Raw genomic sequence first — 23,914 nt, forward strand, 5'->3', positions numbered from 1 at the left:
AAAAAATCCTCTTAAAGTAGAAGAGGACAAAAGGACGTATTTCTTTTGATTGGAATAGTATATGTTACTTGAAGTAATCAATTTCCACAATGAATTTCTCAACTGATACTCCATCGCTCCCAATCATATGAAGTTTAGGAGTTTTTAAATTTCCCTCACCATTATTTCCAAATGTAAAGGTGACTGTACCATTTAAATATTGATGAGGATTTATATCTTTAATTCTTTTCCCTGTCTTATTATTAATAAAGTCTATGGTCTGGGTTTCTTCCTCTCCCCTCATCATTCTATAAAATTCAGGATGTAGGGGGAGTTTATCGTTTGTTTTATTTTTTAATGTAAATGGTATGCGGTATTCAGTTATTTTATTTCTCATTTCATCAATGGTATTAATTTTCTTAGCTTTTTTAAACGTATGACTTATTTTTAGAAATTCAAATGTTTCATTTGTCGTAAGGTTTTTTTCTGTTACTTTATATTTGGAGTATTCACTATTCACTTGTTGATAGCGGAACATGCTGATTAAGATAAAAATTATAGTCATCACTGAAATTACTATTACTTTTTTTCTCATTTTTCTTTATCCCTATCAACAATAGTTTCTTTTATAATTTCACCAGATTCAATATCATAAATCGTATCTGAAACCTTTTGAAGAGTTTCTTTATCATGGCTAGCGATCAAAATTGTTTTACCTTCATTTTTTAATGTTACGAGTAATTGATGTACTATTTCGACTGCTTTCTCATCTAAAGCATTAGTAGGTTCATCTAAAATGAGCAAATCAGGTTTTTCCATAATTGCTTGAGCTATTCCCAAACGTTGTTTCATCCCAAGAGAATACTTTTTAAACTTTCTTTTGTCATTTGGATCAAGCCCTACACGAGAAATTACAGCAGAAATTTCGTTATCGTTAATTTTATTCTGAATCATAGAGAGTAATTTTAGGTTAGCAAAACCAGTATATTCTGGGATAAAACCAGGATACTCTATTAATATTCCAACATTTTCGGGAAATGAGATGTCTCTGTGTAATTGTTTCCCACCTACAGTTACTTTTCCATCACTTGGTTTTACTAATCCGGATAATACACGAAACAACATTGTTTTTCCGGATCCATTAGGTCCACGAAAACCATAAATATTCCCCTTTTTTAATGATAAGTTAATATTCTTAAGGACGTGGTTTTTTTTAATAAATTTGTTTAATGCCTCAATTTTAATATATTCTTCTGACATGAGTTTCACCTCGATTAACATTCTTTTTCATGATCATTGCTGTAATCATTTAAAAAATCTTGTTTGATAAAAATTTTATATGCAAGAAAAGTAAAAAGTAATCCAAAACCACTAAATAAATAAATCATTCTAGAAAATAAACCAGGTATAAGCCAAGATGTCATTTCTAATGACAGTGAGTCATTAATGAAAGAAAAACCAAAATAAATATTAAGCATTTTATCAAGAATCACAGCAGATGAAATGATAATAAAGCTGTATATATAATTTTTACTTAACAGATAGCAAACCACAACAAATAGTCCGATTAGATAGAATACCAATAAACTTGTAATCAGATATCTAATCAACATTATATTAGATGAAAAGTATTCATCTAAAGGTAGTTGATCGTCATATATTAAGTACGGAGTTCCTTTTGTAGATAGCCAAACGTTGTCCCACCTTCCAGACAGGAAGCCACCCAGTAGGAACCCTCCTATTAGGTACATGAGAGTGAATATTAGACAGATCCAAAAGACACGTGATAATAATGATAAAAATACTCTTTCTCTTTTTTGATAACGAACAAAACGAGAAGAGTCAAAAAAAGGTACGATTCCAAATGAAAAAAACATTAGAAAAAGGGGTAATACGGGAAAAATAAATGTATAGGAAGAGAAAAATAAATTTAAAGATTGTGGTATTCCCATTATTCCTTGTCCTTGTTGCGGTATACTTTCTTTGACTAAATATAAAATACAGAGCAAATAACAAAAGAACCAAATGAATAATCGCACTTTATAACGGTATATATCGATTAAAACGATATGTAGTTCTTTAACGAATAACATTCTTTTTAACCCCTAGAATGTATAATGAAAAACTTAACATAAATCCGATAAACAAGTGTAAAACAAGACTTGCTAGACTCACACCATCTGTAGCCTGTTGTTGCAAGAAGCTTGTTGATATCATTTCCTGATGCCCTATTGTTGAAAGTACCATGTTTATAACATACAAACTTGCAAAAGGTGTAAGTAGAACAACAAATGATTTTTTAACAAACATTCCAAATCCCAAAGCTATACTTGCGAACATACCAGAGAAAATACCAATCAACATCACATATAAAATCATATGAACAAAGGGATGTGAATAATATAGATCTGGTAAGAAAGTATTATCAGAGGCCAAAGGCATCTCATTGTTAATCGCTCTATCTGGTTTTATATTTGGAAGTCTCATGAAAGACAAATAAATATTTAATAATAGAGGAAAGACAGCTGTGGTCACACCAGCTAAAAAGTTTATGAGAAACAAACTAAAGAAATATTGTCTTTGTTTTCCTCTAATAATTAAAAAACGAATAAAACCAGTTGATCGATCTCTTGAGTACAGATCTGAAAATGGAAGTGTTGCTAAAATTGGTAATAAGAACATGTAAAGTGCTGGATAATCTGATATTCCACCAATCCCCATCCATTTTGTATAAGGGGTAAAAGAAATTCCTCCAGTAAGTTCTAAATGTTCTTTGAGTGACATTTCTTCTGTCCAAAAATAAGCAACTGCTAAAATTGCACCAATGGCTAATGATATGTAAAAAGATGGGCGCTTTATTAATCGTAATATAAGCAAATAAAACATGTATCTCTCCATTTCGTTTATTTAAAAATAAATATAGAAGCGACTCAGTTAATTCTGAGTCGCTGTGTCATATAGATTTAAAGAGTCTAATAGAATTAAGGGCTTTTTGGATCGTAATCAGGACTCCATTTGCCATAAGCGTGACCAGCTGCATTCTTCTTAGCACCTATCGTAACAGGCGGATATCCTAATCCTAAGAATGTTTTTTCAACAGCCAAATTGTATAAGAGTTTTTTTCCAACATAATTTTTCTTAATTGTATAATAATGGCCACCTGAAACATCTTTTCCTTTTGATCTGGCCCAAGCTTCATAAGAAGTATTATTTTTTCCACTATACATATAATAGTAGGATTTAGTATATTTTGTTCTAGATGTTGTCTCGTCATATGGATTTCCTTTTAGAAATCTAAAATTATAATTAGTATCTTTATAGTTTGCAGTTGGTTCTCCTGCATAGACATGCACAATTCCTATAGTAGAAAAGGTTACTCCTAGAATTAAAGTTAGGGTAATGATTATTTTATTTTTCAACTGTCTTCTCCTCATTTTTTACTTACAACAAAATATTTATCTGCGACACCTATGCAATCATTATCTTTATTTAGCCAAATCATTCTTAATGCTATTTTTGCTTTCTGACCTTTGAATGTTGGTAAATTAATTAAAAAATCGTGATCAGCATCTGGGATATCATAAGATTGCTCCCATTGATGAGTCACTCCCCTATCATCTTTCAATTTTCCTAAGATTTTTGTTGGGGGAGGTTCTTTTTGACTAAAGGTCATCACTAATTCATTATTTTTAGGAAGTGGCCCAACTTCGAGGTCCTCTCCTTTGAAAACATTCTCAATTACCACATCATTATTCTTAATCTGACTTTGATAATAATGATCCTCTTTCAGATTATCCCAAAATATAACTTTAAAAAGACTTTGCTTTTGTTCAGTATCAAAATAAAATATTTTGGGTTCATCCTTTGTACTATTATCTAAATCTTTTATACTTATAGAAGGATCTGGAGCTTTATCTTTTATGGTGTTATTGAAATTATTTGATTGACAAGCACTAATCAAAGATATCATTATTAAAATTAAAAAAAATGTAAATAACTTTTTCACTATTTTCCCCACTAAAACCATAATTTGTACCGGTACGTGAGAATTATACATTAAAATAAAGAAAAATACACCTTTTTTTGTATTTTTTTATTTAAAATGCTATGTTATGCTATGTTCTAGTTAGTTGATAAGAGAGGGATTTATTTACATGATTGGTTTATTATTACTTTTTAAAAGAGATATGATTCTTGGGTTTCATAGAACTACAAAGACTTTTATCATTATATCTATTCTAGGGTTGTTTAATTTCCTATACTACCTTTATTTTCTGCATATTAGTTTAACTAAAAGTAATGTTGCGTTTTGGGATGTTATTGGTAAAACCTTTGCGGGTGTTCCCTTTGAACTTGTCGAACAACAAACAATTGAATTTCCTTTTGGATGGATTATATTTCAATTAAGTGGTGCAATATTGGTCAATACTTTTATAAAAGAAGATCTATTTGCCCATAGTGCCTTTATTAGAGTTAGAACAAAGTCAATATTTAAGTTGTGGATAAGCAAACTATTATTTGGTTCCACCGCAATATTGATCTTTTACATATTAATATTGTCCTTAACCTGGTTTGTATGGAAGTTGAGTGGGGGTACAGTAAATAGCTTGACAGATTACGGCGAAAGTATTTTAAGATATTCCTCTTTTCAATTCTCTTATAGTCAAATTATTGTTTATTCAATTCTCTTAAATATAGCTGGGACATTTCTTTTCACTTTTATCTTTGCTTTTTTAACATTAATTTTTAAAACAATTTATAGTTTCATAGTTTGTATCTGTATTTTATTTCTTTCAATTTTCTCAGATAATCCAATGCTACTAGGGAACGAATTTATGCTGATTAGGCATCCTATGTTTGGCTTATCTCCAGTTGTCTCAATTATTATGACACTAATTATAGTTCCTATTCTCTGTATTGTTCTTTCGATAGTTGGAGGAATTTATCTATCTAAGTATGATTTAATAAGTGATACCGAAATGGAATGAGATTTTAAAACAATATATTATACTGTAGATTTGAAATCTACATTTACCCGTTCTAAGGAGAGTTAAAGTACATAAGAATGAGGAGCTACTGTGACATTTATATCAGTAGTTCTTCTTTTTAATATCATCATCATGTTTGACTAAATACCTCTTAGGGTATACTATCTGTTCATAGAAAGGAGTGTTAAAGGTGGAATATAATCAGCAGATGAAGAACCGTCTTCGCCGAATTGAAGGACAGATCAAGGGTGTCCTTGCGATGATGGAGCAAGGAAAGGATTGTCGTGAAGTTGTGACGCAGCTGTCTGCATCACGCAATGCGATTGATCGGGCAATGGGTGTGATTGTGAGTACAAATCTTGAGCAATGTGTCCGTGAAAGTCTTGAAGAAGGCAAGGATACGGAGGGTCTTGTGAAAGAGGCAGTCGAGCTGTTGGTGAAAAGCCGGTAAGAAATTTTTCAGCCTTTGAAGGTTGACGAATTTTTTTACTTGTTGTAATATACCCTTACCGGTATAAGTATATATTTTTACTTTTTTATATACCCCAGTAGGTATTATTATTTGAAGGAGGAGCATGATGGAAGAACAGAAGAAACGGACGACAATTGTTTTATTTAGTGGAGATTATGATAAAGCGATGGCCGCTTACATTATTGCAAATGGCGCAGCAGCCTATGATCATGAGGTGACGATTTTTCATACTTTTTGGGGACTAAATGCCTTGCGTAAGGATGACATGGTGCCAATGAAAAAAGGCTTTTTAGAAAAAATGTTTGGCAAAATGATGCCGCGCGGCGCTGATCGAATGGGGCTGTCAAAGATGAATTTTGCAGGGATGGGGCCGAAAATGATCAAGCACGTGATTAAAAAACATAACGCCATGACCTTGCCGCAGCTCATAGATATGGCGAAGGAACAGGAGATCAACCTCGTTGCATGTACAATGACGATGGATCTTTTAGGATTACAGGAGAAAGAGTTATTAGATGACATTCAATATGCCGGTGTGGCCGCGTATTTAGCAGATGCTGAAATTGGGAATGTGAATTTATTTATCTAGTGAGGTGTTAAACACATGATTCAAACACTTTTGATCATCATCGTCATCGGTTTGCTGGTGAGCCGTTTTCTTCCCGTACGGGGTGTGAAACAAATCGATGCAGCCGATATGAAGCATAAACGGCATAGTAAAGATCAACAGCTGATTGATGTACGATCTCCTGTAGAATTTCAAACAAACCATATCAAAGGATTTCAAAACATCCCCTTACCTCAGTTAAAAGAGCAAGCACATCAGCTTGCGAAGGACAAAGAGGTTTATGTGATATGCCAGAGCGGGATGAGAAGTATGCAGGCAGCCAAAATATTGAAAAAGCAGGGATTTACCTATATTACGAATATCAAGGGTGGCATGAATGCTTGGCGTTCAAAGGCGTAATAGGCTTAAAAATATACCCCCACCCCTATATAAAGGAGGAAATATGATGCAGCAACCAACGGCGATTTTAGATGCAAAAGGACTGGCATGCCCGATGCCGATTGTGAAAACAAAAAAACAAATGAACGAGCTATTGCCAGGTGATGTGCTTGAAGTGCAAGCAACCGATAAAGGGTCAACAGCGGATCTAGCGGCTTGGTCAAAAAGTGCAGGTCACGAATTTTTAGGAACAAAAGTAGAAGGACAGGTGCTCCATCATTTGATCCGAAAGGGCGGCGCTCCACAGGCGGGTGGGCAGCCAATGATTTCGGAAATGTCTTTGCACACCTTTCAACAGAAGGTAGAAGAAGGTCAGCCTTTGTTTATTTTAGATGTACGAGAGCCGGATGAATACGAGTCGGGGCATATTCCAGGCGCTGTTCATATCCCGCTTGGCGAGGTTGAAGATCGTGCTGAAGAATTGAACCGTGAGACACTCATTTACCTTATCTGTCATTCAGGCAGAAGAAGCGAATTAGCCGCACAAAAGTTAAAAGAAAAAGGATTTCATCAATTGATCAATGTAGTGCCAGGCATGAACAGCTGGACAGGACAGATTGAAAAATAGGAGCTGAATCAAACATGACTGTAAAGGCAATGACGGCAGAGCAGTTAACAAAAAAGGTCATCCACAAAGAGCCGCTCTTTTTGTTAGATGTACGAAATGAGGCAGATGCTCAGGACTGGAAGATTGAAGGAGAAGCGATTGAATATGTCAATGCACCTTACTTTGACCTGCTTGATGGCGTAGAGGATATTTTACACAAAGTACCGAGTGACCGAGACGTGCTGGTGGTTTGTGCCAAAGAGGGCTCCTCCATTATGGTAGCGGAGATGCTGTCAGAGGCGGGCAGGTCTGTCCATTATTTACAGGGCGGCATGAAGGCGTGGAGTGAACATCTAGAGCCAGTGAAGATAGGTGATTTAACTGGTGGTGGAGAGTTGTATCAATTTGTGCGGATGGGCAAGGGCTGCCTGTCCTATATGATCATGTCAAATGGAGAAGCCGCAATTGTGGATGCAGCGAGAATGACAGATGTCTATCTTCATTTTGCTAAAAAGCATCATGTCACGGTGACGCATGTGTTTGATACACACCTTCATGCGGATCATATATCAGGCGGGAAAAAGCTGGCTGAACAGACTGGGGCCATCTACTGGCTGCCGCCAAAGGATGCAGAAGAGGTGACGTTTGAGTACAACCACCTTGAAGAAGGACAGCGTGTGACGATTGGAGCGGCGACGATTGATATTCACGCCCTTTACTCACCGGGCCATACGATCGGTTCAACATCCTTTATCGTGGACGATCAATATCTTCTTTCAGGCGATATTTTGTTCATTGATTCTATCGGAAGACCTGATCTAGCTGGAATGGCGGAGGATTGGGTAGGTGATTTGAGAGAAACACTCTATGAACGATATACGATGCTTTCAAAAGACTTGATTGTTCTGCCTGCGCATTTCATGATCATGGAAGAGGTCAATGAAGACGGAAGCGTTTGGAAGGAACTGGGCGTTCTGTTTGAAGAAAATCATGGCCTGAACATTGAAGATGAAGACGTATTTAGACAGATGGTCACGCAGGATCTGCCTGCACAGCCAAACGCCTATCAAGACATTCGGCAAACCAATATGGGCAAGCTGAATCCAGACGATGAAGCGCAGCGAGAAATGGAAATTGGCCCAAACCGTTGTGCGATTCGATAATGTTCAATAAAATAAGAAGAGAGAGGCGATCAGATGCGATCAGATCAAATGTTAGACGTCACGGGGCTTGCGTGCCCAATGCCGATTATTCGAACGAAGAAAAAAATGAACGACTTGGCGGAAGGTCAAGTTTTAGAAATACATGCAACTGATAAAGGAGCTAAAGCTGACCTTGCTGCATGGGTGAAGTCAAGCGGACATGAATTGATCACGCAGACAGAAGAAGGGCATGTGCTGAAGTTCTGGGTGAGAAAAGGGTCCTAAAGGATGTAGGGGTATCTGCTAAAGATCCCCTTTTCCTTTTCAAAGGAGGAGACCAGCGTGGATTTTGCGTTTTTGATTACACTTTTTATCATCGGATGTATTGGTTCCTTCTTATCAGGAATGGTGGGGATCGGGGGATCTGTGATCAACTATCCCATGCTGCTTTATATTCCGCCTCTTGTTGGTGTGATGGCACTGTCAGCACACGAGGTGTCAGGGATTGGCGCCATTCAAGTGCTCTTTTCGACACTCGGTGGTGTACTGGCGTATCGGAAAAGCGGGTTTTTACACCGCTCGTTGATTTTATATATGGGGAGCAGTATATTGGCTGGCAGCTTATTAGGCAGTTATGTATCACATTTCATGCCGGAGAAAGGGATGAATCTCGTCTATGGACTGCTCGCCATTGTAGCCGTTATCCTTATGCTGATCCCGAAAAAAGGACAGCGTGCAGACGTAGAGGGAGAAGTGATTTTTCATAAAGGGCTGGCTGCTGGTATTGCTTTTGTGATCGGCAGTGTTTCAGGTGTGCTAGGCGCTGGCGGGGCATTTATTTTGGTGCCTGTGATGCTGTCTATTTTAAAAATTCCTGTACGGATGACCATTGCGTCATCACTTGCGATTACGTTTCTTTCTGCCATAGGCGCATCTACTGGAAAGATATTGACGGGTCAAGTCATGCTCCTTCCTGCTGTTGTGTTAATGGCGGCAAGTTTGATTGCCGCTCCGATTGGTGCCAAGGTCGGTCAGAAAATCAATGCCGTCTTCTTACAATGGCTACTTGCCGTGATGATTACCGCGACAGCGATCAAAATTTGGCTGGATATATTTTGAAGAAAAGACCAACAGGGAAAGCAGATTCTGCTTCTAACGTGTTGGTCTTTTTTATTTGACGTCATCGTGCTCGATAAACGTTTCAAGTGCTGGGTGGTACTCTTTTTGATAATGAAGGTTGGGACATGTTTTCACGACTTTGCCTTGCAGGGCATTGGACTTTGAGACTTCTAATGCTGTTTTACATTTAGGGCAGCGTTCGGCAAAGAATGAGGGCCAGCGCTTCATAGATCACCACTCCAGTTAAAGTCTTAAAAACCTATTATATTAATATGAATTATAGGGGATCGAGTAGTTGAGGTCAATGGGTGTTTGGCTCTTTTTAACAAAAAAAGAAGCATCGTGAAGGATGCTTCTCTTTCGTCCATATTATTAGTAGGCTTTCGCCCAGAACACCATATCAGATGCAGGCTTTCCGCAGCAGACGCATGTGTCAGAAACGGATTCCTGTTCAAATGGGATACAGCGTGAGGTCGCCCCTGTTCTTTCTTTGATGTCGTTTTCACAGGCTTCGTCACCGCACCACATCGCTTTGATCAATCTGTTTTCTTCCGAAAGGATTTGCTCGATGTCTTCGATTGTGTGGGCGTGTGATGTTTTTTCATGTAATCGTTCTTTCGCCTTTTCGTACATGGTCCGCTGAATGTCTTCAAGGGTGGATACGATGGTTTGTTCAAGTGCATCTAACGTGACGGCTTGCTTTTCACCTGTGTCTCGTCTTGCGAGCATCACTTGTCCCTTTTCGATGTCCTTTGGTCCAACTTCTACACGTAAAGGAATACCCTGCATTTCACATTCGTTGAATTTCCAGCCTGGCTGTTTATCGCTTGCATCGATGTCAGCACGTGCGATGCGGGCGAGTCGATCTTTCAATTCATAGGCATGATCCAGTACACCTTCTTTATGGGAAGCGATTGGCACAATACGTACTTGGGTTGGCGCAATATTTGGCGGCAGGACGAGTCCTCTATCATCACCATGCACCATAATCATGGCGCCGATGATTCTTGTCGTGAAGCCCCAAGAGGTTTGCTGGACATGCTCTAGTTTTCCTTCACGGTTTAAGAATTCAATGCCAAATGCCTTTGCAAATCCGTTGCCGAAGAAGTGAGAAGTGGCGGTTTGCAGTGCTTTTCCATCATGCATCAGGCTTTCGACCGTATAGGTGAAACGGGCTCCAGCGAATTTTTCCTTCTCTGTTTTTCTCCCTTTAATGACAGGAATAGCAAGAAGCTCTTCGCAAAGAGAAGCGTAGATGTGGAGCATTCTTTCTGTTTCTTCAATTGCTTCTTGCTCCGTCTCATGGCATGTATGCCCTTCCTGCCATAGGAATTCAAGGGTTCTTAGGAATGGGCGTGTTGTCTTTTCCCAGCGGACGACATTGGCCCATTGGTTATACAGCTTTGGTAAATCGCGGTAGGAGTGAATGATGTTTTTGTAATGCTCAGCGAACAGCACTTCAGAAGTTGGTCTGACGCAGAGTCTTTCTTGTAATGCTGATTCACCGCCATGAGTGACCCACGCCACTTCAGGAGCGAAGCCTTCGATATGATCTTTTTCTTGCTGCAGCAGGCTTTCTGGGATAAAGAGCGGCATATAGACATTCTCATGACCGGTTTCTTTGATTTGGCGGTCAAGTTCATCGCGAATGTTTTCCCAAATTTTAAAGCCGTATGGCTGAATGATCATACTGCCTCTGACGCTTGAATAATCGACGAGCCGCGCCTTTGTGACAACATCTGTATACCACTGGGCAAAGTCGTCTTCCATGCTTGTAATTTTCTCAACAAATTGTTTCTTTGACATCGCATTTTTCCTCCTTTTAAAAAACAAAAAAAGCTGTGCTTTAAGTTAGGGACCATTCCTGGTGGTACCACCCTAATTTAAAGCACAGCTTTACACTCGATCATGATAACGGTATGAACCGCTGTATGAAACAGAACTAAATCGGCAGGTTCACTTGAAGATGTCAGTAGGAACTTCTCAGCACCGTTCCCTCTCTGTTAAAGATCGATTCAAGCTACTATTCCAGATCTACGTTGATCATATTTCGTTGATTTTTCATCAGTTTACCTGTAAATGCAGGAGAAATCAAGTTGATCTGCGGGTTCGTTTATTGCCTTTGTGGGTCTTTTGCTTTGAGCTCCAATTGGCAGGAATTTTCTATTTTTGCAGCTTGCTAGTTATGTGAGGCTATGCTAATATATTTGAAGAAAAAATAGACTTGTATAACCTCAATAATATGGTTTGAGGGTTTCTACCAGGATCCGATAAATCCTGATTACAAAAGCGTGCTTTCCTTTTTTGTAATCAGGGTTTTTTGTTTGTCTACACCCTGTATCAAAAGTGAAAGCCATGATATAGAGAAGGGATGTTAGACATGAACTGGAGAGTATATTTATTAGCCGTTTCGACTTTTGCGGTTGGATTAGTTGAGCTTGTGGTCGGAGGCATTTTGCCAAGTCTTGCAGAGGATCTGGATGTTTCTCTTGCGACAGCTGGGCAGCTTATCACGGTATTTGCGATTGTGTATGCGATATCAGCACCGGTGCTGCTGACCGTCACAGCCAAAATCGAACGAAAGCGTCTTTATTTAATTGCGTTATTGGTGTTCACACTAGGAAATGTGTTCACTTATTTTAGTTCAACCTTTGCCCTTGTTATGATGTCAAGGGTGTTCATTGCGATGAGTACAGCGCTTGTGGTGGTGTTATCACTGACGATTACCGCCAAATTGGTGGAACCATCGCATCGGGCTAAAGCGTTAGGTCTGATTTTTATTGGCATTAGTTCCTCACTTGTTCTCGGTGTACCGATTGGTATTTTTATTACAGAGAGCTTTGGCTGGAGAGTGATGTTTTTAGGAATCAGTATTCTATCTGCCATATCCATGGTGCTGATCTATTTTCTATTGGAAAAAATGCCAGTTGAAAAAGTCACTCCTCTTAGAGAGCAGATTCGTTCTTTAGGGCATCCGAAAATTTTTAGTGCACACTTGATTAGCTTGTTTATGCTTGCGGGCCATTATATGCTTTATTCTTATTTCACCCCATTTCTAATGGAAGTTCTGCATATGACCCCGTTTTGGATTAGTATTTGTTATTTGGTCTTCGGGCTTGCGTCTATTGGCGGAAATGGTTTTGGCGGCTGGCTTAGTGACAAACTGGGTTCAGGGAAAGCCATCTTGCTTGTGACAATAGCGTTTGCGGCTGTGATGTTTATCATTCCTTATACAGCGGGTGTGTTTGTGCTCTTTATGGTGATGGTTGTCCTATGGGGAGCGCTTAGCTGGGCACTGACGCCTGCTTTGCAAAGCTATTTGATTCAAACAGACCCGGTGACGTCTGATATTCAGCAAAGTTTAAATACATCGGCTTTGCAAATTGGCATCTCGATCGGATCAGCAGTGGGCGGTGTCATATTTACGATGACCGGTTCATCCGTTGATTTGGCTAAATTCGGTGCAGTGTTTGTGCTGATTGCCTTTAGCTGTGCGGTAATTTCGTTGAAGAGACCGCCACTTTATATGGATCGTCAGAATCATGCTGAATAGCTGCCTATGATTAGGCAGCTTCAGATTGTTGACAAAGGGCTAAAATGATCTTTATTTTAGCCCTTTGTCTTCTTTTCAGCGTGATTGAAAACCTTTGAAGTCTAGGAAGGACGAGCACCGGCGCGCAGACCTGACAAAGAATGCGAGGGTTTGTCTACACGCTGTAGCTGTCTATGATTAGGCAGCTTTTTGATGTTTATTCTATTTCAAAATCACACCTTCACTTTTACCAGTAATCACTTCTTCTCCATGCTGGTTGATATAGCGAGAAAAAAGGTGGACACGGTCATATTGTTCAAGGGGTTCCACCTTTGTGACGGTCATCTGACAGGTAATGGTATCACCTGTATAAACGGGGCGGATGAAGGTACATGTCATGTCTTGACCAATAAAATGAAACTGACCGCCAAGCTTAGTAGCCAGACTTGCTGTGAGAAAGCCGTGAACCACTCGCCTCCCCCGGTCATCCAGCTCGGTATGGTGTTTGCCGAGATCGCCTGTCATTTCGCCGAATTGAATCACGTCTTCGTGTGTATAGGTTCTGCTTGTTTGAAATTGATCGCCCGGTTGAATCATCTTTCCTTCAACTCCTTTTTTTAAATGTATCAAAGGAATAAATGAATGTACATTCATTTTTAAACGATAGGTCTGCATCATTAATTTGCGAGCAAAAGAGAAGGTATCTCTTCAACTCCTTTGCTAAAAGGAAAACATGCAGTTTCATATCGTGTAATCTAGTAGAAAAGTTCATACATTTATCAGGTCCGATGGCCTGTTCTTTTTCTGACATACACATTTCTTTTGACTCCTCTCTTGATTATTAGTACCATTTTATTAACCAGTTAAGAGTGGAGGTTCAGATGGAAACAAAAGAGCAGATTGTATTAAAAGCGATTCAAGATCTGATTATGCATAGGGAAAAGAGACGGAATGATCCAACAGATCCACTGATTACCACGACTGATACACTCAAGCAAGATTGGACACTCACACAGCTTCACATTTTATCGATGATTCAAGCCAATCCAAATGAATCAAATAATACATTTCTATCTCAACAACTGAAACTATCAAAGCCAGCCATTACAAAGGCGGTGAAAAAACTAATTGAAAAAGGCATGGTGGACTATTGCCACCGGCAAGGTGATAAGAAATCTGTCTATTATTCACTGACAGAGGAAGGGACGCAATTGGCGGCGCTGCATGATGAACTCCATGAAAAAGCAGTCACATCCTATTTAGAATTCCTCCATCAGTTTAATGAAGACGAATTACAAGTGATCGAACGCTTCTTAAAGGCTTGGAAGGAAAAGATATAGATAAAAAAAGACCGAAACCATCCTACAAACTAGATGATTTCGGTTTTTTTATGGTAAAATTAACATATATTGACGTTATTCGTAATCATGATCAAAAGGAGGGAGCCTTTTTGGAGAAAGAAATGATAGAAAATTTTAAAAAGTACGTGTTCATCATGCCGTTCGTTGGATTGTTTGTCAGCTTGCTATTATTTGTTTATTTTTTTGGCATTACAGGAGTGGAAGGGTCGATTTGGGCTGCTGCTTTATATTGTGCTCTGCCCTTTTTAGTGTACACGATATTCTGTTTGCCGTTAAGTATCTATTTTTCGGTCAGTAAAAAACGCTCAATCTATAGAAATGAGGAACATACGTGATTGTCGTCAGCGCTTGTCTTGCTGGATTGAAGGTCCGTTATAATAGCAGCCATCGATTAGATCAGCGAATCAAGGAGCTTGTTCAGGAGGGAAAGGCAGTCACGGTTTGCCCCGAGCTGCTAGGCGGCTTCTCCACGCCAAGGCCTCCAGCAGAAATCATTGGCGGCGATGGATATGATGTATTACAGGGCATTGCCTCTGTTGTCGATGTGCATGGAACTGATGTGACAGAGATGTATGTAAAAGGTGCAAAAGCCACGCTTGAACAGGTTCAGTCTCTTGAAGCGACAGCGGTTGTGTTAAAAGAGTACAGCCCTTCTTGCGGCAGCCGGATGATTTATCGGGGTGATTTTAACGGTAAGACGAAGGCTGGAGATGGTGTGACGTCCGCCTTGCTGAAACAGCATGGGATTCAGGTGTTCTCTGAGGAGGATGATTGGACCTCGTTGTTTTTATAGGTGTGACGGGATAGAAGGGGGAGTCAGGTTGAAAAAGTGGATCATTGGTTTAGTAGTCGTTATTTTAATTGGCATTGGCATTTATTTTATGATCAATGCGAAAACATACTCTTTTGATGATGTGGTCTCAATTGATAAAAACAAGGTGACTTCGATTCAAATTGAGCATGATAAAGAACGTGTTGTGGTGGAAAAGAAAGAGGATATTCAAAAGCTGCTGAAGGAATTTTCAGGTATCAAATTAAAGAAAACGAATGAAGCTAAAAAAACCTCAAAAGAGCCCTATTGGATCAGAGTGTATGAGAATGAGAAGGAAACATATGGTCTGACTTTTTACGACCAATCATTTTTAGAGATATATGATTTTTCTAAAACGAAAGATCAAACGAGCGAATATCGAATCGTTGATGCCAATCAAGCCGATATGGGGCAATATATGAAATAACATCAATCAGCATTTCATGCATGATAAATAAAAAATTCGGGTATAGTGCTTGGTAAGTAAAAATGAAGCGGAGGTTGTTTGATGAGTGGATTAATAGATACAGTCACATTAGCAAACGGAGTAAACATGCCAAAGCTGGGCTTTGGTGTATGGCAAGTAAAAGATGGGGATGAGGCTGTCAATGCAGTCACAGACGCTCTTGAAGCGGGCTACCGAAGCATTGATACAGCAGCGGCCTATCAAAATGAAGAAGGGGTAGGCAAAGCCATTCAGCAATCAGGCATCTCTCTCGATGATCTGTTCATTACGACAAAAGTCTGGAATCGTGATCAAGGCTATGAGTCAACACTCGAAGCCTTTGAAACGAGTATGAACAAGCTGGGTCTGGATGTATTAGACCTTTATTTAATTCATTGGCCGGTTGAAGGCAAATATAAAGAGACATGGAAAGCGCTAGAGAAGCTGTATAGGGATGGACGCGTTCGAGCAATCGGGGTGTGTAATTTCCATCAGCACCATCTAGAGGATTTATTAGAAGAGGCAGAAGTCGTGCCAATGGTCAATCAAATTGAGCTGCATCCAAAGCTGACACAGGAGCCTTTACGAGACTACTGCAAGGAGAAAGGCATTCACGTAGAAGCGTGGTCGCCATTAGGCAGCGGGAAGCTTCTTAACCATCCCGTTCTTCAGGATATCGCGAAAAAACATGACAAATCAGTGGCCCAAGTGATTCTTCGCTGGGACTTGCAGCATGGCATTGTGACCATTCCGAAGTCTGTGACGAAGAGTCGAATTATTGAAAACACACAAGTATTTGATTTTGAGCTGTCCGCACATGAGATGGGTGTCATCGATCAGCTAAATGAAGACGAGCGGACGGGTCCAGACCCAGATAACTTTGATTTTTAACATGGAGAAAAGCACAGGCTGCGACGCCTGTGCTTTATTGTTTGCCAGCATGTTCAGACGGTTTTTTTGGACTGATATGTCTCAATGATATGAATGGCGTCGACAATTTGCTCTTTCGAATAGTCACCAATCAAACAAAAGGTTTCATCTGGGCGTGCAGCATGGCTCGCCACCGTAATAGCAGCTTCGTTCAGATCAGTCCTGATGCCAAGCTCATGCATATTTCTAGGTAATCCAAGTGTTTGATAGAGCTCTAGTAATTCATCTACTTCGGACATTCGGTTTTCTGCGGCAAGCTGAACGAGAATGCCATAGGCTACTTTTTGTCCATGTAACACATGATGCGTTTCTTCAATAAATGTCAATCCATTATGGATGGCATGGGCTCCTGCCATTCTTCCATAGCGTCCCCCATACCCGCCGACCGTACCGGCTAATGTAATAATCGTATCCGTGACATCCGCAAATGCTTGCGAAAGCTGACCTGTTTTTAAGCTGTTGACGGCTTCTTCACTATGACTAAGAAGAATATCTCGAACGTATACAGCTTGTTTTAATGCAGCATGTACCATGAGCGGCAAGGAATCTTTTGCATTACGAATAATGGCTTCCGCTTCATACCATTTCGCGAGCGTATCACCAATTCCGCTTTGGAGATAGGAAAGTGGAGATGAAAGCAAAAAGGTATGATCAATTAAGGTAAGATAGCTGGACCGCTTATGATAATCGACTCTCACGAAATTCCCTTTGTCATCATAAATGACGCTGAGCGGTGTAGACGCAGCACATGTACCTGGAATCGTTGGAACCATGATGACTTCAATTTGAAGAGCATCTGCAACCGATTTGGCGGTGTCTAAAATAGTGCCGCCCCCGATCCCGATGACCACATCTGCTCCTTTGAGTTCTTCTGCAATTCGTGTAATCGCATTCGGTGAACTGTATCCTTTGTGCTGGACAACCGGCCAATGGGACGGGAGCTTTGAGTACTGTGAAAAAGCATGATATGACTGATATCCAGTCACTACAGCGGGTGATTGAAAGGAAGAAACAAGTGTCTCTAGTTGATGATAAATCCCCTTTTGAGAAATAAATTGGTTGGGACCGCTTCTGACGATATCTTCTGGATGGATCATTGATCTCTGCTCCTTTTCAAAATCATATAGTCCATAAATCATCTCATTATACAGAAAGTTCTGTCAAATTATCCGACAATATGAGGGAATAAGCCCTTCCGTTTTATGGAATTAAGCCACTGACATTGCCTTTAGGTATGTATTTCCTGTATGATAAACAATGGTATATTTTCATTAAATTTAAGAGGTGTTTATATATATGGAAAAACAATATCGTGTATTACTTTACTATCAATATGTCCCCATTGAGGACCCAGAGACGTTTACAGCAGAGCATTTAGCTTTCTGTAAGGAGCTTGGTTTGTTAGGCCGTATCCTTGTTTCATCAGAAGGCTTAAACGGAACGGTTTCAGGAACCATTGAGCAAACGGAGAAGTACATGCAAGCGTTAAAAGAAGATCCACGCTTTGCGTCTATGCCGATTAAAATTGACGAAGCAGAAGGTCATGCATTTAAGAAAATGCACGTCCGCCATCGTAATGAATTGGTGAATCTAAGCCTTGAAGATGACGTGAATCCGTTAGAACTAACGGGTAAACATCTCAGCCCGGTCGAATTTTACGAGCAAATGAAATCACCTGATACAGTGGTCATTGATGCGCGTAATGATTATGAATTTGATGTTGGTCACTTCAGAGGTGCGGTGCGTCCTGACATTGAAACATTCCGTGAATTACCTGAGTGGATTCGTGACAACAAAGAGATTCTTGAAGGGAAAAAAATCCTGACTTATTGCACAGGCGGCGTCCGCTGTGAGAAATTCTCAGGCTGGTTAAAGCGTGAAGGCTTTGAAGATGTATCTCAGCTTGACGGCGGGATTGTCACTTACGGAAAAGACCCGGAAGTCCAAGGGAAGCTATGGGACGGTCAATGTTATGTGTTCGATAACCGTTTAACAGTGCCAGTCAATCAAACAGAGCACGTGGTTGTCGGAAAAGATTTCTTCTCTGGTGAGCCTTGCGAACGTTATGTGAACTGTGCGAACCCTGCATGCAATCGCAAAATCATTGCGACAGAAGAAAATGAGCACAAATATATGCGCAGCTGCAGTCATGAATGTCGTACAAGCGAACGCAACCTTTATGTCAAACAGCACAATCTGTCTGAAGAAGAAGTTCAAGAAAGACTAGCTGTGATTGAAAAAGAACAAACGATTTCACAAGGATAGGAGGGTTTCCCTTTTATCCTTTTTTCTTTGCATCATCGTGTTCATAAGAAAGAAGAAGTCATTTCTTCTTTCTTTTTTGTTTTGCTTTTTTCAAAATAAGGGTAAAAGTAGTTAATCAGTCTAATAGATTGACAGTTGAAAAAGCGTTCTCTTTTGAAATAAGCATGTTCTCCTATTTCAGAAAATGAAGAATTGAGAGATAATGTAGCAGGCGAAAAAATGAACAAGGGTAAAGGTTCCATTTAGAAAATATTTACAAGTTGAATGAAAAGTGAGCTGCTATGAAGAAAGACGCTTGCTCGACACATGCTCTTTATTTTAATCGAAAGGTGTTATGAACATGAATCATTTGCATCGTAGGATGGGAACTTTCGCTTTAATGATGGTAGGTCTTGGCTCAATCATTGGTTCAGGATGGCTCTTTGGTGCTTGGCGTGCCGCTCAAATCGCCGGCCCTGCTGCTGTTTTGTCCTGGTTGATTGGGATGATTGTGATTTTATTTATCGCTTTGTCTTATAGTGAACTCGGATCGATGTTTCCCGAGGCAGGCGGGATGGTTAAATATACGCAATATTCGCACGGCTCTTTTATCGGGTTTATCGCAGCATGGGCGAACTGGATCGCCATTGTTTCTGTTATTCCTGTTGAGGCGGTTGCTTCCGTCCAGTACATGAGCTCATGGCCTTGGGAGTGGGCAAAGTGGACAAGCCACTTGGTCACAAAAGGAGTTTTGACAACAGAAGGGCTCATGGTCGCTAGTGTACTTCTTGTGATTTACTTTCTGCTCAATTATTGGACAGTTGGGTTATTTTCAAAAGCCAATACCTTTATTACAGTGTTTAAAATTATCATTCCAGGATTAACAATTGGTGCGCTCTTATTCGTAGGTTTTCATAGTGAGAATTTTACTTCTGGAACAAGTATTGCCCCAAACGGCTGGGCTAGTGTGCTGACAGCTGTTGCGACATCAGGGATTGTGTTTGCCTTCAATGGCTTCCAAAGCCCGATTAATATGGCCGGTGAGGCAAAAAATCCAGGCCGCTCGATTCCAATTGCGATTGTAGGATCGATTTTGATTGCAACTGTCATCTATGTGCTTTTGCAAATCGCCTTTATTGGAGCGGTCGATCCATCCATGATTGTGAATGGGTGGGGGCATTTAAATTTCAACTCGCCATTTGCTGATCTTGCCATTGCGCTTGGGATTAACTGGCTTGTCCTGATTTTATATGCGGATGCGTTTGTGTCACCTTCTGGAACAGGCATTACGTATACCGCGACGACGTCTCGTATGATTTATGGAATGGAAAAAAACAAATACATGCCAAGTGTGCTTGGCCGTCTGCACCCTATTTACGGCGTGCCTCGCCAAGCGATGTTTTTTAACTTAGCTGTATCGTTTATCTTTCTGTTTTTATTTAGAGGCTGGGGTGTACTTGCTGAAATCATTTCTGTCGCGACACTTATTTCTTATCTGACAGGACCAGTTACTGTCATGACGCTGAGAAAGACAGGGGCGGATTTATATCGTCCATTGCGAATTAAAGGGCTCAGCATCATTGCTCCTCTAGGCTTTGTCTTTGCATCATTGACGCTGTATTGGGCGAGATGGCCGTTAACAGGTCAAGTGCTGTTCATTATTCTCATCGGTCTTCCCATCTATTTTTACTATCAAGCAAAAGCGAAGTGGAAGGGATTTGGGCGGAACTTTAAAGCAGGTGCTTGGATGGTTGTGTATTTACTTGTGATGATGACCATTTCCTGTCTCGGCAGTGACAAATTTGGCGGCTACAATGTGATCCATTATGGCTGGGATATGGCACTCATAGCGGTCGTTGCCTTGCTATTTTATATGTGGGCACTCAAAAGCGGATTTGAGACTGAGTTTTTAGAAGATGCGAAGAAAATCAATGATGAACTGCGTACTTCTCAGAAAGAAGCTGCATCATCAAAAGAATAAAGGAAAGGCTGCCTGAACATTGCGGGCAGCCTTTTTTATTTTGATGAGCTATGCATCACATGCCGCTTCAGCCAAGTGGTGACGCCGCGCAAAACAGCTGCTGTGACCAGTGAGATGAGCACATATCTCCATAGCTGATTCAAGCCTTGTCCACTAAGCCAAAACACTATTCCTAGAAAAACGAGGGTGAAGATGAGCATGAATAAAAAAGATGCTGACCAGAAAAAATTCTTCATAGATGGACACCTCCTCGGGGTATTGTATGCAGGCTGATGGAGGATCAGACCAGTAATGAAAAAGTAGAAATATTGATGAAATCTATTTCAAAAGTCAGATAAAAACACCAAGTGATTTGACAGTTGTGTTAAGATGAGAGATATTTTGAGTGAAGATTGTGGGTCATAGACGGAGGTGTTTGGAGATACAGATTCAAAAGGTTCTAAACAATAATGTCATTAGTGTGATAGATGAACACGGAAAAGAAATTGTCGTCATGGGCAGAGGCATTGCTTTTCAAAGACGTCCCGGGGACCCGGTGGACGAAGCGTTAATCGATAAAGTCTTCCGCCTAGAAGATCATTCCGTTCACGAGCGGATGAAAATGCTGCTGCAAGAGGTCCCGTATGATGTGGTCAAGGTGACCGAGGAAATGATTCAATATGCACATACAAAGCTGAACCGAAGATTAAACGAAAGTCTGCATGTATCGCTCGCAGACCATATTCATTACGCCATCGAACGATTAAAGAAAAATCACCTGATTGAGAATTCGCTCATTTGGGAGATTAAACGCTTATACAAAGATGAATTTCTCGTGGCGAAAGATTGTCTTGAGATGATTGAAGAGCGTCTTCATATTGAACTGCCTGATGATGAAGCGGGCTTTATTGCCATGCATATCATTAATGCAGAGCTGAATGAGGATATGAATACGACGGTCAATATCACAAAAGAAGTCAATGCTATTCTCACCATTGTGAAATATCATCTCAACATGGAGTTTGATGAGGACTCACTCAACTTTTACCGTTTTCTCACGCATTTGCGCTTTTTCGTTCAGCGTCTGATCAACGAAACATTACTTGCCAGCGAAGATCAGGATTTATACCAGCTGATCAAAGTGAAATATCCAAAGGCATACGAATGTGCAAAGAAAATCGCAGAATATGTCTATCAAACGTATCATCGAGATCTTACATCAGAGGAAATGCTGTACCTGGCAATTCATTTGAATCGGCTCATCAAACGAGAGGAATAAAGAATAGATTTTCAAAGAAAGCGTTGACATGAGAAAAGGTGAGTGGTACTATTTGCTCATAAACATAAAAGAATACGGTTTCACAATGATCGTCTTAGAGGATTGTGACTGTTCGGCAGGCAAAACCTAAACGTTCACTGAAAAAGCGCAATGGCAAGTTGCGACTATTTTTGGTGCCCGTTTAGGTTTTTATTTTGCCTAAAAACGTATTTTTTTGAAAAAAAGGGGGTTTTTGTATGAGTCATCGTCAATTAGCAGAAGACATTATCAAACACATCGGCACAGAGAAAAACGTTCATTCATTGGTCCATTGCGCCACAAGACTTCGTTTTACATTAAATGACAGGTCAAAAGCAGATAAAGCAGCCATTGAAAAATTAAATGGTGTCGTGACGGTCATGGAAAGCGGCGGCCAATTCCAAGTGGTCATTGGCAATACCGTACCAGAGGTCTATCGAGAGATTGGGGAGTTTACGAATCTATTAGAGGATTCAGCCTCTTCATCTGCTAGATCAAGTGAAGAGAGTACAAGTCTTTTTGGAAAATTCGTCGACATTGTTTCAGGCATTTTCACACCACTTCTCGGCGTGATGGCGGGTGCCGGTATTTTAAAAGGTCTGTTGGGCATTTGTATCAATGCGAAATGGTTATCTCCTGAAGATACGTCGTATCAAATTTTATTTGCTGCGTCAGACAGTTTGTTCTACTTCCTGCCATTACTGCTCGCATTCACTTCTGCTAGGAAGTTTAAGGCGAATCCGTTTGTCGCTGTGACGATTGCAGGTGCACTGATCTACCCAACCATTCAAGAGCTGACAAAAGGCGGCGGAGATGTTACCTTCTTCGGTATTCCAGTTGTCTTAATGTCATATACATCAACGGTCATCCCGATTATTTTGGCAGTGTTTGTCATGGGATATATCGAACGTTTCTTTAACAAAGTGATTCATGAGAGCGTCAAAAACTTTATCACACCACTGATTTTACTCGTCACGGTTGTTCCGCTGACACTCATTGTGTTTGGACCATTTGGTGTGTATGCAGGAAACGGCATTGCAGCCGTATTGCTAAAAGTATTCTCCTTTAGTCCTACACTTGCCGGTGCTTTAATTGCGATGGCATGGCAGGTTCTTGTGATCTTCGGCATCCATTGGGGGCTTGTGCCAGTCATTTTAAATAATATTGCGGTCCATGGTAAGGATCATATCAAGCCGGCCACTGCGCCAGCTGTGTTCTCTCAAGCCGGTGCCTCAATCGGTGTTATGCTGAAAACAAAGAATAAAAAACTGAAATCATTGGCTGGATCGACAGCGGTTTCTGCTGTGTTTGGGATTACAGAGCCTGCTGTATACGGGGTTACGCTTCGTTTGAAAAAACCATTTATTGCAGCTGTAATCTCTGCCGGGGTCGGCGGTGCGATTATCGGTTATTCACAAAGTATTGCCATTGCGTCAGGGCTTCCAAGTTTACTGACACTTCCGATCTTCTACGGCCAAGGATTTACAGGTTTCTTAATCGGAATCTCGGTCTCGTTCGTCCTATCCATCGTCTTAACATATTTAATTGGATTTAAAGATCCTGTTGATGAAGATGAGACGTCTGTATCGAGTGCCGCACCAAGGGCTGAACATGAACATGGTGTCAAAGCAGCTCATGTGAAAAGTCCTTTAAAGGGCGAGGTCATCAAGCTGGAGGAAGTGCAAGATAAGGCATTCTCATCTGGTGCACTCGGAAAGGGCGCAGCCATCATTCCAGCAGAAGGCAAGCTGTTTGCACCGGTATCAGGAGTCGTGACAACGGTGTTCCCAACAGGGCATGCGTACGGTCTCACCTCTGAAAGCGGAGCAGAAGTACTCATTCACATTGGACTTGATACCGTACAATTAGGCGGTCAGCATTTTACCCCGAAGGTTGTGCAGGGACAAACGATCACGGAAGGTGAACTGCTTGCTGAGTTTGATATTGAGGCGATTCAAGCAGCCGGTCTGTCAGTCACAACACCAGTGATTATTACCAATTCCGGTGAGTTTAGCGATATGATTGAAACAGAAGAAAAACAAGTCACACCAGGACAATCATTTTTACACTTAGTTTAATAA

29 protein-coding genes, 1 riboswitch and 1 other annotated feature are annotated in these 23,914 nt (G+C 40.4%); of the genes, 18 read left to right on the plus strand and 11 right to left on the minus strand.

The window, feature by feature from the left end; genetic code table 11:
• Positions 1-64 precede the first annotated feature (64 nt).
• The 6 genes from NPA43_RS01230 to NPA43_RS01255 form a co-directional block, all read right to left on the minus strand.
• Positions 65-574, minus strand: a complete 510-nt coding sequence (locus tag NPA43_RS01230) for a hypothetical protein (protein WP_191098364.1) — start codon at positions 572-574, stop codon at positions 65-67.
• The gene (locus NPA43_RS01235; protein WP_099679424.1) at positions 571-1,239 is read right to left on the minus strand and encodes an ATP-binding cassette domain-containing protein; all 669 of its coding nucleotides are present in this window, start codon (positions 1,237-1,239) and stop codon (positions 571-573) included. Before NPA43_RS01235 ends, NPA43_RS01230 begins: the two co-directional genes overlap by 4 nt.
• A 14-nt stretch (positions 1,240-1,253) precedes the next feature.
• Positions 1,254-2,072, minus strand: coding sequence for a hypothetical protein (locus NPA43_RS01240; RefSeq protein WP_249704794.1), 819 nt, complete (start codon positions 2,070-2,072; stop codon positions 1,254-1,256).
• The gene (locus NPA43_RS01245; RefSeq protein ID WP_249704793.1) at positions 2,059-2,865 is read right to left on the minus strand and encodes a hypothetical protein; all 807 of its coding nucleotides are present in this window, start codon (positions 2,863-2,865) and stop codon (positions 2,059-2,061) included. Before NPA43_RS01245 ends, NPA43_RS01240 begins: the two co-directional genes overlap by 14 nt.
• Positions 2,866-2,960: 95 nt before the next feature.
• The gene (locus NPA43_RS01250) at positions 2,961-3,398 is read right to left on the minus strand and encodes a DUF2712 domain-containing protein (RefSeq protein WP_249704792.1); all 438 of its coding nucleotides are present in this window, start codon (positions 3,396-3,398) and stop codon (positions 2,961-2,963) included.
• Between the two features lie 11 nt (positions 3,399-3,409).
• Positions 3,410-3,985 (minus strand): hypothetical protein, encoded by a 576-nt coding sequence (locus tag NPA43_RS01255; RefSeq protein ID WP_256499237.1) that lies wholly within the window; start codon positions 3,983-3,985, stop codon positions 3,410-3,412.
• 148 nt (positions 3,986-4,133) lie between these two features.
• Here NPA43_RS01255 and NPA43_RS01260 point away from each other — a divergent pair, with 148 nt between their 5' ends.
• The 8 genes from NPA43_RS01260 (at position 4,134) to NPA43_RS01295 (ending at position 9,253) form a co-directional block, all read left to right on the plus strand.
• Positions 4,134-4,967: a hypothetical protein gene (locus NPA43_RS01260; RefSeq protein WP_249704790.1), complete on the plus strand. Its 834-nt coding sequence runs from the start codon at positions 4,134-4,136 to the stop codon at positions 4,965-4,967.
• A 190-nt stretch (positions 4,968-5,157) separates the two neighbouring features.
• On the plus strand, positions 5,158-5,418 hold the full coding sequence (locus tag NPA43_RS01265) for a metal-sensitive transcriptional regulator (RefSeq protein WP_099726207.1): 261 nt from the start codon (positions 5,158-5,160) through the stop codon (positions 5,416-5,418).
• Positions 5,419-5,545: 127 nt separating this feature from the next.
• The gene (locus NPA43_RS01270) at positions 5,546-6,028 is read left to right on the plus strand and encodes a DsrE/DsrF/DrsH-like family protein (protein ID WP_099726206.1); all 483 of its coding nucleotides are present in this window, start codon (positions 5,546-5,548) and stop codon (positions 6,026-6,028) included.
• A 15-nt stretch (positions 6,029-6,043) separates the two neighbouring features.
• Complete coding sequence (locus NPA43_RS01275) at positions 6,044-6,406, plus strand: rhodanese-like domain-containing protein (RefSeq protein ID WP_099726205.1); 363 nt, start codon at positions 6,044-6,046, stop codon at positions 6,404-6,406.
• Between the two features lie 46 nt (positions 6,407-6,452).
• Positions 6,453-7,013, plus strand: coding sequence for a sulfurtransferase TusA family protein (locus tag NPA43_RS01280; protein ID WP_099726204.1), 561 nt, complete (start codon positions 6,453-6,455; stop codon positions 7,011-7,013).
• A gap of 14 nt (positions 7,014-7,027) precedes the next feature.
• The gene (locus NPA43_RS01285; protein WP_256499238.1) at positions 7,028-8,155 is read left to right on the plus strand and encodes an MBL fold metallo-hydrolase; all 1,128 of its coding nucleotides are present in this window, start codon (positions 7,028-7,030) and stop codon (positions 8,153-8,155) included.
• A gap of 33 nt (positions 8,156-8,188) precedes the next feature.
• Positions 8,189-8,419, plus strand: a complete 231-nt coding sequence (locus NPA43_RS01290; protein WP_099726202.1) for a sulfurtransferase TusA family protein — start codon at positions 8,189-8,191, stop codon at positions 8,417-8,419.
• A gap of 57 nt (positions 8,420-8,476) precedes the next feature.
• Complete coding sequence (locus NPA43_RS01295) at positions 8,477-9,253, plus strand: sulfite exporter TauE/SafE family protein (protein ID WP_230031209.1); 777 nt, start codon at positions 8,477-8,479, stop codon at positions 9,251-9,253.
• A gap of 51 nt (positions 9,254-9,304) precedes the next feature.
• On the opposite strand, the gene NPA43_RS01300 is transcribed toward NPA43_RS01295, so the two are convergent.
• Positions 9,305-9,481, minus strand: coding sequence for a hypothetical protein (locus NPA43_RS01300; RefSeq protein ID WP_180275466.1), 177 nt, complete (start codon positions 9,479-9,481; stop codon positions 9,305-9,307).
• Between the two features lie 144 nt (positions 9,482-9,625).
• Positions 9,626-11,059 (minus strand): proline--tRNA ligase, encoded by a 1,434-nt coding sequence (gene proS, locus NPA43_RS01305; protein WP_249704788.1) that lies wholly within the window; start codon positions 11,057-11,059, stop codon positions 9,626-9,628.
• Between the two features lie 44 nt (positions 11,060-11,103).
• Positions 11,104-11,299: a binding site (T-box leader), on the minus strand.
• 158 nt (positions 11,300-11,457) lie between these two features.
• A riboswitch (purine riboswitch) is annotated at positions 11,458-11,557 on the plus strand.
• 76 nt (positions 11,558-11,633) lie between these two features.
• Here proS and NPA43_RS01310 point away from each other — a divergent pair.
• Entirely contained in the window at positions 11,634-12,806 is a 1,173-nt protein-coding gene (locus NPA43_RS01310) for an MFS transporter (RefSeq protein WP_099726199.1), read from the plus strand.
• Between the two features lie 201 nt (positions 12,807-13,007).
• Here the strand turns inward: NPA43_RS01310 and NPA43_RS01315 are convergent, their stop codons facing one another.
• Positions 13,008-13,382, minus strand: coding sequence for a MaoC/PaaZ C-terminal domain-containing protein (locus tag NPA43_RS01315; protein WP_256499239.1), 375 nt, complete (start codon positions 13,380-13,382; stop codon positions 13,008-13,010).
• A 284-nt stretch (positions 13,383-13,666) separates the two neighbouring features.
• On the opposite strand from NPA43_RS01315, the gene NPA43_RS01320 reads away from it, so the two are divergent.
• The 5 genes from NPA43_RS01320 (at position 13,667) to NPA43_RS01340 (ending at position 16,293) form a co-directional block, all read left to right on the plus strand.
• Positions 13,667-14,125, plus strand: coding sequence for a MarR family transcriptional regulator (locus NPA43_RS01320; RefSeq protein WP_249704787.1), 459 nt, complete (start codon positions 13,667-13,669; stop codon positions 14,123-14,125).
• 110 nt (positions 14,126-14,235) lie between these two features.
• Complete coding sequence (locus tag NPA43_RS01325; protein WP_256499240.1) at positions 14,236-14,481, plus strand: hypothetical protein; 246 nt, start codon at positions 14,236-14,238, stop codon at positions 14,479-14,481.
• The gene (locus NPA43_RS01330) at positions 14,478-14,939 is read left to right on the plus strand and encodes a 2-thiouracil desulfurase family protein (RefSeq protein ID WP_256499241.1); all 462 of its coding nucleotides are present in this window, start codon (positions 14,478-14,480) and stop codon (positions 14,937-14,939) included. Before NPA43_RS01325 ends, NPA43_RS01330 begins: the two co-directional genes overlap by 4 nt.
• Before the next feature lie 28 nt (positions 14,940-14,967).
• The gene (locus NPA43_RS01335; protein ID WP_099726194.1) at positions 14,968-15,384 is read left to right on the plus strand and encodes a DUF5301 domain-containing protein; all 417 of its coding nucleotides are present in this window, start codon (positions 14,968-14,970) and stop codon (positions 15,382-15,384) included.
• Positions 15,385-15,465: 81 nt separating this feature from the next.
• Positions 15,466-16,293 (plus strand): aldo/keto reductase, encoded by an 828-nt coding sequence (locus tag NPA43_RS01340; RefSeq protein WP_256499242.1) that lies wholly within the window; start codon positions 15,466-15,468, stop codon positions 16,291-16,293.
• Between the two features lie 53 nt (positions 16,294-16,346).
• Here the strand turns inward: NPA43_RS01340 and NPA43_RS01345 are convergent, their stop codons facing one another.
• A complete protein-coding gene (locus tag NPA43_RS01345) occupies positions 16,347-17,429 on the minus strand; it encodes an iron-containing alcohol dehydrogenase family protein (RefSeq protein ID WP_256499243.1) in 1,083 nt (360 codons plus the stop codon).
• 199 nt (positions 17,430-17,628) lie between these two features.
• Here NPA43_RS01345 and trhO point away from each other — a divergent pair, with 199 nt between their 5' ends.
• Both trhO and NPA43_RS01355 read left to right on the plus strand, forming a co-directional pair.
• The gene (trhO, locus tag NPA43_RS01350) at positions 17,629-18,597 is read left to right on the plus strand and encodes an oxygen-dependent tRNA uridine(34) hydroxylase TrhO (protein WP_099726191.1); all 969 of its coding nucleotides are present in this window, start codon (positions 17,629-17,631) and stop codon (positions 18,595-18,597) included.
• A 340-nt stretch (positions 18,598-18,937) separates the two neighbouring features.
• Positions 18,938-20,557: a glutamate/serine transporter AimA gene (locus NPA43_RS01355; protein WP_256499244.1), complete on the plus strand. Its 1,620-nt coding sequence runs from the start codon at positions 18,938-18,940 to the stop codon at positions 20,555-20,557.
• 35 nt (positions 20,558-20,592) lie between these two features.
• On the opposite strand, the gene NPA43_RS01360 is transcribed toward NPA43_RS01355, so the two are convergent.
• Positions 20,593-20,793, minus strand: a complete 201-nt coding sequence (locus NPA43_RS01360) for a hypothetical protein (protein WP_099726188.1) — start codon at positions 20,791-20,793, stop codon at positions 20,593-20,595.
• 185 nt (positions 20,794-20,978) lie between these two features.
• Between NPA43_RS01360 and licT the strand changes: the two genes are divergently transcribed.
• On the plus strand, positions 20,979-21,815 hold the full coding sequence (gene licT / locus NPA43_RS01365) for a BglG family transcription antiterminator LicT (RefSeq protein ID WP_256499640.1): 837 nt from the start codon (positions 20,979-20,981) through the stop codon (positions 21,813-21,815).
• A 236-nt stretch (positions 21,816-22,051) separates the two neighbouring features.
• Complete coding sequence (locus NPA43_RS01370) at positions 22,052-23,911, plus strand: beta-glucoside-specific PTS transporter subunit IIABC (RefSeq protein ID WP_249704782.1); 1,860 nt, start codon at positions 22,052-22,054, stop codon at positions 23,909-23,911.
• Positions 23,912-23,914 lie beyond the last annotated feature (3 nt).

Source organism: Bacillus pumilus, assembly GCF_024498355.1.
Lineage (GTDB): Bacteria > Bacillota > Bacilli > Bacillales > Bacillaceae > Bacillus > Bacillus pumilus_P.